This is a genomic window from Actinomycetospora sp. 2LY8.5 (assembly GCF_057180585.1).
The window spans coordinates 41854-49086 of the sequence record NZ_JBXUHE010000045.1; the positions used below are offsets into that span (position 1 = coordinate 41854).

8 protein-coding genes are annotated in these 7233 nt (G+C 75.3%); 3 read left to right on the plus strand and 5 right to left on the minus strand.

Annotation, left to right across the window (positions count from 1 at the left end):
- Positions 1 to 5: 5 nt before the first annotated feature.
- A complete protein-coding gene (locus tag AC2A1K_RS30565) occupies positions 6 to 257 on the minus strand; it encodes a hypothetical protein (protein WP_483900118.1) in 252 nt (83 codons plus the stop codon).
- A 149-nt stretch (positions 258 to 406) separates the two neighbouring features.
- On the opposite strand from AC2A1K_RS30565, the gene AC2A1K_RS30570 reads away from it, so the two are divergent.
- Positions 407 to 1651: a protein kinase domain-containing protein gene (locus AC2A1K_RS30570; protein ID WP_483900119.1), complete on the plus strand. Its 1245-nt coding sequence runs from the start codon at positions 407 to 409 to the stop codon at positions 1649 to 1651.
- Here AC2A1K_RS30570 and AC2A1K_RS30575 read toward each other — a convergent pair whose 3' ends face one another.
- From AC2A1K_RS30575 to AC2A1K_RS30585, 3 genes are all read right to left on the minus strand, one after another.
- On the minus strand, positions 1652 to 3052 hold the full coding sequence (locus AC2A1K_RS30575) for a class II 3-deoxy-7-phosphoheptulonate synthase (protein ID WP_483900120.1): 1401 nt from the start codon (positions 3050 to 3052) through the stop codon (positions 1652 to 1654). It lies immediately after the preceding gene.
- A 75-nt stretch (positions 3053 to 3127) separates the two neighbouring features.
- A complete protein-coding gene (locus AC2A1K_RS30580; RefSeq protein WP_483900121.1) occupies positions 3128 to 3640 on the minus strand; it encodes a polyadenylate-specific 3'-exoribonuclease AS in 513 nt (170 codons plus the stop codon).
- Between the two features lie 24 nt (positions 3641 to 3664).
- Positions 3665 to 4357: a lysophospholipid acyltransferase family protein gene (locus AC2A1K_RS30585; protein ID WP_483900122.1), complete on the minus strand. Its 693-nt coding sequence runs from the start codon at positions 4355 to 4357 to the stop codon at positions 3665 to 3667.
- A gap of 248 nt (positions 4358 to 4605) precedes the next feature.
- Between AC2A1K_RS30585 and AC2A1K_RS30590 the strand changes: the two genes are divergently transcribed.
- Positions 4606 to 5409: an alpha/beta hydrolase gene (locus AC2A1K_RS30590; protein WP_483900123.1), complete on the plus strand. Its 804-nt coding sequence runs from the start codon at positions 4606 to 4608 to the stop codon at positions 5407 to 5409.
- Positions 5406 to 6032: a hypothetical protein gene (locus AC2A1K_RS30595; protein ID WP_483900124.1), complete on the plus strand. Its 627-nt coding sequence runs from the start codon at positions 5406 to 5408 to the stop codon at positions 6030 to 6032. Before AC2A1K_RS30590 ends, AC2A1K_RS30595 begins: the two co-directional genes overlap by 4 nt.
- Positions 6033 to 6045: 13 nt before the next feature.
- Here AC2A1K_RS30595 and AC2A1K_RS30600 read toward each other — a convergent pair whose 3' ends face one another.
- The gene (locus tag AC2A1K_RS30600; protein ID WP_483900125.1) at positions 6046 to 6981 is read right to left on the minus strand and encodes an ROK family protein; all 936 of its coding nucleotides are present in this window, start codon (positions 6979 to 6981) and stop codon (positions 6046 to 6048) included.
- Positions 6982 to 7233: the final 252 nt, after the last annotated feature.

A 7233-nucleotide genomic window follows, 5' to 3' on the forward strand; every position in this document is an offset into this window, starting at 1 on the left:
GACCGTCAGATGCTGGTGACCAGCGCCTCGGCGAGCCCGTCCGGGTTGGCCGGCGCGAGCCGGCGCACGGGCGTGGTGCGGGCGATCTCGGTGGCGGTCGGTCCGCCGAGCGACCGGCCGGCGACCACGACATCCCGGACGTCGCCCGACGCCTCGAGCGCCACCGCGACGTGGCGCGGGACGCCCGCCGTCGGGTCGTCGGCGGGCAGGTCGGGCGCGACGACCTCGTCGCCGCGGGCCCGCAGCCGCTCCGCCACCAGGTGCCGGTACCACCCCGCGCCGCCCGCACGGCGAAGCAGCAGCCACGCCGTCCCGCCGGTCGGACCAGGCCGTCACCCGACGGAGCAGGGCGCGTCGCGTCCGCGGATCCCCGCCGGTCGTGCGTCGCCCTCGTAGCATCGCCACCATGGCCGCTCCGACCGCCCACCCCGAGGGGACGGTGCTGGAGGGGCGCTACCGGGTGGACGGCGTGCTCGCGCGCGGTGGGATGTCGGTGGTGCACCGGGGCGTCGACCTGCGTCTGGAGCGCCCGGTGGCGATCAAGATCCTGGACGGCGTGCTGGCCTCCGACCCCGCGTTCGTGCGGCGCTTCGAGCGCGAGGCCCGGGCCGCCGCGCGCCTCGCGCACCCGGGGATCGTCGCCGTCCACGACCAGGGCCGCGATCCCGACGGCACCGTCTTCCTCGTCCTGGAGCTCGTCGAGGGCGGCACGCTGCGTGACGTCCTGCGCGACCAGGGTCGGCTGCACCCCGCAGCCGCGCTGACCGTCGCCGAGCAGATCGTCACGGCACTGCAGATCGCCCACGACCGCGGCCTGGTGCACCGCGACGTGAAGCCGGAGAACGTGCTGATCGGGCGGGACGGGTCGGTGAAGGTCGCCGACTTCGGGCTGGTCGCCGCCGCGTGGGAGACAGACCCCGACGACTCCGGGGAGATGGTTCTCGGCACCGTCGCCTACCTGGCGCCCGAGCAGGTCACCGACGGCCGCGCCGACGCGCGCAGCGACCTCTACGCCACCGGCATCGTGCTGTTCGAGCTGCTCACCGGCGTGCCGCCCCACGGCGGCGGGGACGCGGTGTCCGTCGCGCGCCGCCACGTGCAGAACGACGTGCCGCCCCCGTCGTCGGTGGTCGGCGGTGTCCCGCGTGCGTTGGACCGCCTCGTGGTCGCCGCGACCCACCGCGACCCGGACGCGCGGCTCGCCGACGCCGACGCGTTCCTGGCCGCCGCCCGCGGAGTCCGGATCGACGCCGACCTGCCGTTCCACCCCGTGCCCCTGCCGCCGCGCCGCGCGAGCACCGGCGGCTCCCGGCCGCTGCGGGGCACGCGGCTGCTGAATCTGGACGCCGACGAGGTGCGCGCCGAGCAGCGGCCCGACGACCGCGCCGACGAGCAGGACGACACCTGGGAGGGCGAGGCCTGGCAGGAGGACGAGCCCGACGACGACCTCGGCCCCGACGGGGAGGACGAGCCCTCCGACCGCCGCCGGACCGACGTCCCCGTCGACGACATCGACGTCGCCATCGAGCAGATCGAGCGCCGGCGCGCGCGGGCGCGCTCGCGCCGGCTGCTCGCCGCGTGGCTCCTGCTCGAGGCGATCGCGACCGTGGCGGCCGGGGCCGTCGGCTGGGGCCTCGGCCTGCCCGGCTGATCAGCCGCGCAACATCTCCGCGACCAGGAACGCCAGCTCCAGGGACTGCTGGGTGTTGAGGCGGGGGTCGCAGGCAGTCTCGTACCGGCCGGCGAGGTCGGTGTCGGAGATGTCCTGGGCCCCGCCGAGGCACTCGGTGACGTTCTCGCCGGTGAGCTCGACGTGGACGCCGCCGGGGTGGGTGCCCAGACGCTGGTGGACCTCGAAGAAACCCTGCACCTCGTCGACGACCTGGTCGAAATGGCGGGTCTTGTAGCCGGTGGAGGCCTCGACGGTGTTGCCGTGCATCGGGTCGCACTGCCAGATCACCTGGTGACCCGAGGCCGTGACCTTCTCGATGATGCCGGGCAGCACGTCGCGCACCTTGCCCGCACCCATGCGGGAGATCAGGGTGAGCCGGCCGGGCTGCTGGTGTGGGTCGAGGCGCTCGACGTACTCCACCGCCTGCTCCGGTGTCGTCCCCGGCCCGATCTTGATGCCGATCGGGTTGGCGAGCAGCTCGGCGAACGCGACGTGCGCGCCGTCGAGAGCGCGGGTGCGCTCCCCGATCCACAGGAAGTGGGCGCCGAGGGAGAACAGGCGGGCGTCCTCGCGACTGGTGGCCTCGACGCGCGAGTCCAGCCGGAGCAAGGCCCGCTCGTAGTCGAGGACGAGCGCCTCGTGGCTGGCGAAGATCTCCGTGCCGCGCAGCGAGTGGTCGGTGACCCCGGCCGCCGACATGAACCGCAGCGCCCGGTCGATCTCCGCCGCGACCGCCTCGTAGCGCTCGCCTGCCGCGCTGGTGCGCACGAACTCACGGTTCCACTCGTGGACCTCGTGCAGGTCGGCCATGCCGCCGGAGGTCAGCGCGCGCACCAGGTTCATCGCCGCGCCCGCGTTGGCGTAGGCGCGGATCATGCGGCCCGGGTCGGGAACCCGGCGCTCCGCGTGGGCGGCCAGCGAGTTGACCATGTCGCCCCGATAGCTCGGCAGGCCCAGCGCGTCGGTGGGCGACGAGCGCGGCTTGGCGTACTGCCCCGCGATCCGGCCGATCTTCACCACGGGCAGCGACGCGCCGTAGGTGAGCACCACGGCCATCTGCAGCAGCGTGCGGATGTTGCCGCGCAGGTGGGGCTCGGTGTTGTCGGCGAAGGTCTCGGCGCAGTCGCCGCCCTGGAGCAGGAACGCCTCGCCCCGCGCGACGGCGGCCAGCTGCGTCTGCAGCCGGTCGACCTCGGCGGGCACGGTGATCGGCGGGACGTGCTCGAGCACCGTGCGCACGTCCGTCACCGCCTGCGCGTCCGGCCAGTCGGGCTGCTGGGCCGCTGGACGCGACAACGCGTCGTCCAGGCGGTCACGCAGGTGGGACGGCAGCGGGGGCAGGCCGGGCAGAGCATCCACGGGAAGGTCGACGGACCACACGACACATCAGCGTAATGGTGCGGTCAGCGGCGCCGACCGTGTTCCCCCTGACGACCTCGGCGCGTGGCGTGTCGCCTACGGCACGGAGCCGTTGCCGAGCCGATGACGCCAGTGCTCGTCGATCACCTGCCAGCGCGCGAGGTTGTGACGCGCGTCGGCGAGCGCGTCGTGGGCGTCGGACGGCGCGGGCGGCAGCTCGGGGCGCCCGACGTCGTCCCAGCGCTGGCGCAGGTCGCGGGTGAAGCGGGGCAGGGCGCGCGGGAGGTCGGGCATCGCGCCCCAGAGCTGGGCGATGGCCACGTGGTCGTACGCCGCGTACCAGGCCCAGAGCTCGACGGGACCCTCGCCGGCGGTCACGAACTCGTAGAACTCCTCGCGGATCGCGAGCTTGCTCTTCCACGCCGGGTCCGACATCGCGGGCAGCTTGTCGAGGACGTTCTGGCGGACCCAGGGGCCCGCCCGCATCGGGTCGAACTGACGGGAGATCGCGTAGAACTCGTGGCCCTGCTCGTCGACCGCGCCCACCGAGACCAGCTCGATGGTGGTCCCGTCCTCGATGAACTCGCAGTCGTAGAAGTACCGAGCCACACCACCATTGTCGCGGGCCGCCGGTCAGGCCGCCTGCGGGGTGCCCTGCTGGTCCTTGACGGTGCTCGCGTAGACGTCCACGTACTCCTGCTCGGAGAGCACCCGCACCGCGTCCATGATCTCGTCGGTGATGGCCCGCTCGACCTGCCGGTCGTCGGTGATCTCGAGGTAGCGCGAGAAGTCCAGCGGCGGACCGATACGGATGCCGATGCGGCACGGGCGCCAGAACCGCGAGCCGACCGGGTTCGCCCGGTCGGTGCCGATCATCGCGACCGGGACGACGGGCACGCCGGCCTCCAGTGCCATCCGGGCGACGCCCGTCCTGCCCTTGTAGAGCCGCCCGTCGGGCGAGCGGGTGCCCTCGGGGTAGATGCCGAACAGCCGGCCCTCGCGCAGCACGCCGATCCCGGTGTCGAGCGCAGCGCGCGCGGCGCGGCCGTTGCCGCGCTCGATCGGCACCTGGCCCATCCCGGTGAAGAACCAGCGCTTCAGCGTCCCGACCAGGCCGGGCTGGGTGAAGTACTCCGCCTTGGCGGGAAAGGCCATGCGCCGGGGCACCATCAGCGGCAGGACGAAGGAGTCGATCACCGCGAGGTGGTTGGACGCGACCAGCGCCCCGCCGCGGCGCGGCAGGTTCTCGGCACCCTCGACGCGGGGCCGGAACGCCACGCGCATCAGCGGCCCGAGCAGCACATACTTCATGATCCAGTAGAGCACCGGGCCTCCCGTCCGTCCCTCCCGCGAGCCTAGGTCGTGGGGGCACACGGCGGCACCGCCGCGCGACGGGTCACACCCCGTCCGTCCGGACATCGGCCACCCGTACGCCGCCGGCGCGGACCGTCCGGCGCGACACACCACCCGACGCGTGACCCGACCGTGTGGGACGTGCCACGATAGGGATCCCGAACCGCTCCCCCGCCACTACGGCGGCCTGACGCCGCGCCGTCCGGCGCTCGGAGGTCCCCGTGCCCGTGCTGCCCGGAGCCGAGCCTTTCGCCTCCGACCCCGGCGACGGCGCGCGCGAGATCGGCGTCGTGCTCAGCCACGGGCTCACCGGCACGCCGCAGAGCATGCGGGCGTGGGGCGAGCACCTCGCCGCGGAGGGCATCGGCGTCCGCGGGCCTCGGCTGCCCGGCCACGGCACCCGGTGGCAGGACCTCAACCGCACCCGCTGGCCGGACTGGTACGCCGAGGTCGAGCGCGCCGTCGACGACCTGCGGCGCGAGTACCGCTCGGTGTTCGTGTTCGGTCAGTCGATGGGCGGGACGCTCACGCTGCGCCTCGCGCAGGAGCGCGGCGACGACCTGGCCGGCATCGCGCTGGTCAACCCGTCGGTCACCACCCTGCGCAAGGACGCGGCGATCGCGCCGTACATCCAGTGGGTGGTGCCCTGGGTGCCGGGCGTCGCAGGAGACATCAAGAAGCCCGGCGCCACCGAGCTGGCCTACGACCGCCTGCCGACGCGCGCCGCCGTGTCGCTGACGGCCCTCTGGGAGCTCGTGCGCCCCGACCTCGGGCGGGTGCGCTGCCCCGTCCTGCTGTTCCACTCCCTCACCGACCACGTGGTGGAGCCGGTCAACAGCACCCTCGTGCTCCAGGGGATCGGCTCCGACGACGTCACCGACGTCGTCCTGGCCGACAGCCACCACGTCGCGACGCTCGACAACGACGCCCCGCGCATCTTCACCGACAGCGTGGTGTTCGTCCGCCGCGTGCACGCCGCCCGCTCGACGGACTCCGCCGGCTCCACCTCAGGGACCTCCGCATGACCGCGCCCGACCCCGACGCCACCGGACCCGACGGGGTGCGCCCCGACCCGTCCGCCCGCCGCCCCGACCTGCCCGAGGACGTCGACGCCGCGTTCGCCTCGATCGTCGCCGACTGGGCGGCCGACGACGCGCCGCGCTGGCCGGACGAGGACGTCCCCGGGCACCCGGAGCGGCCGCAGGCGCCCGAAGCCCGCTCCGACGACGGTCCCTCCTCGGGCCTGGGGACGGCTCCCCGCCGCTCCCCGCCGCCCGACACACCGCCGCCCGACACACCGCCGCCCGACCCGCCGCCCGTCCCGCCGCGGCCCGCCGCCCACCCGCGTGTCGACCCGGCTACCGAGGGCCCTCGCCGGCACATCCCGCCCACACCGCCCGAGGACGAGCACTACGTCCCGCCGGAGCCGCCGCCACTGCCGCACCTCGGCCTGTCCAGCCTGCTCGGGCTGGCGCTGCTCGTGGTCGGGGTCGTCCTGCTCGCGGTGCCCGGCCTGCTCGGCGGGCCGGTCGGGCTGGGCATCGTGCCCGGCCTCCTCGCGATGACGGCGGGCCTGGGCTGGCTCGTGTTCGGGCTGCGGCGCCACCGCGAGCCCGACGACGGGCCGGACGACGGGGCGATCCTCTAGCGATCCGTGGTCGCTAGGCGCGTTCCCGCGCGTCCAGGGCCGCGCCGATGATCCCGGCGCGCCCGCCCAGCATCGCCGGACGGACGTCCGCGAGCCGCCGGTGGCCGTTGCCGGTGACCTCGTCGGCGTAGCGCCGCCGGGCCCGGTCGAGGTACAGGGCCGCCGACGCCGAGACCTCGCCGCCGATCACCACGACGTCGGGGTCGAACACGTCCGCGACCAGCGCGAGCGCCTGCCCCAGCCACTCCGCGAACTCGTCGACCACCCGGGCGGCCAGCGCGTCGCCCGCCTCGGCCGCGTGCGCGACGTCCCGCCCGCTGACCGGCTCGGCACGCTCCCACGTCGCCCGGAGCACCGAGAAGTCCTCCGACGCGGCGATCAGTTCTTCCGCCGATCGGCCCAGCGCGGTGCCGCTGCAGTAGCGCTCGAGGCATCCGTGCTTGCCGCAGGGGCACGGGCGCCCACCACGCACGACGGTCAGGTGCCCGAGCTCGGGCGCGACGCCGTACGCCCCGCGGAACACCGCGCCGTCGACGAGCAGCGCCGCGCCGATCCCGGTGCCGAGGGCCACGAGCACCGCCACCGACGCACCCGCCGCCGCCCCGACCCGGTGCTCGGCGAGACCCGCGGCGTTGGCGTCGTGCTCGAGCACCACGGGCAGGCCGAGGCGGTCGGTGAGACGGTCGACGACCAGGTCGTCGCGCCACGGCACGTGGGCGCCGAACGCGACGCTGCGCCGATCGGGGTCGACGAATCCGGCGACCGCCAGCCCGACCCCGGCGACCGGCCGCCCGGCGGCGAGGTCGCCGACGAGGTCCACGACGGTGTCGTCGAGGGCGCCGGCGTGGTCCGGGGTGGGCGCGGCGGCTTCGGCGACGACCGTCCCGTCGGGCTCCACGACCCCCGCGCGCACCGAGGTGCCGCCGATGTCGACGCCGACGGTCAGCACGACGCCGGGCTGTCGGGTGGGCCGTCGGAGCCGGGGCGAGTGGTGCGACGGCTCGTGCGCGCCGGGCGCTCGGGTCGCCGGATGGCGATGCGCTGTACCGACGGGCGCGCCGTGCCGCCGGCGGGGGTCGCCGGAGTCGCGTGCGCCGGCGACGCGGTGGCGGCGGTCGACGCGGGAGCGGGCGGGCCGGTGGGGGTGGCCGTCGGGGTGGCCGTCGGGGTGGCCGTGCTGGTCGCCGGCGCGGCCTCGGGG

Excerpts from the sequence above, each read along its gene's own strand:
- AC2A1K_RS30570 (WP_483900119.1), top strand. The coding sequence starts at position 407 with ATGGCCGCTCCGACCGCCCACCCCGAGGGGACGGTGCTGGAGGGGCGC.
- AC2A1K_RS30595 (WP_483900124.1), top strand. The coding sequence starts at position 5,406 with ATGACCGCGCCCGACCCCGACGCCACCGGACCCGACGGGGTGCGCCCC.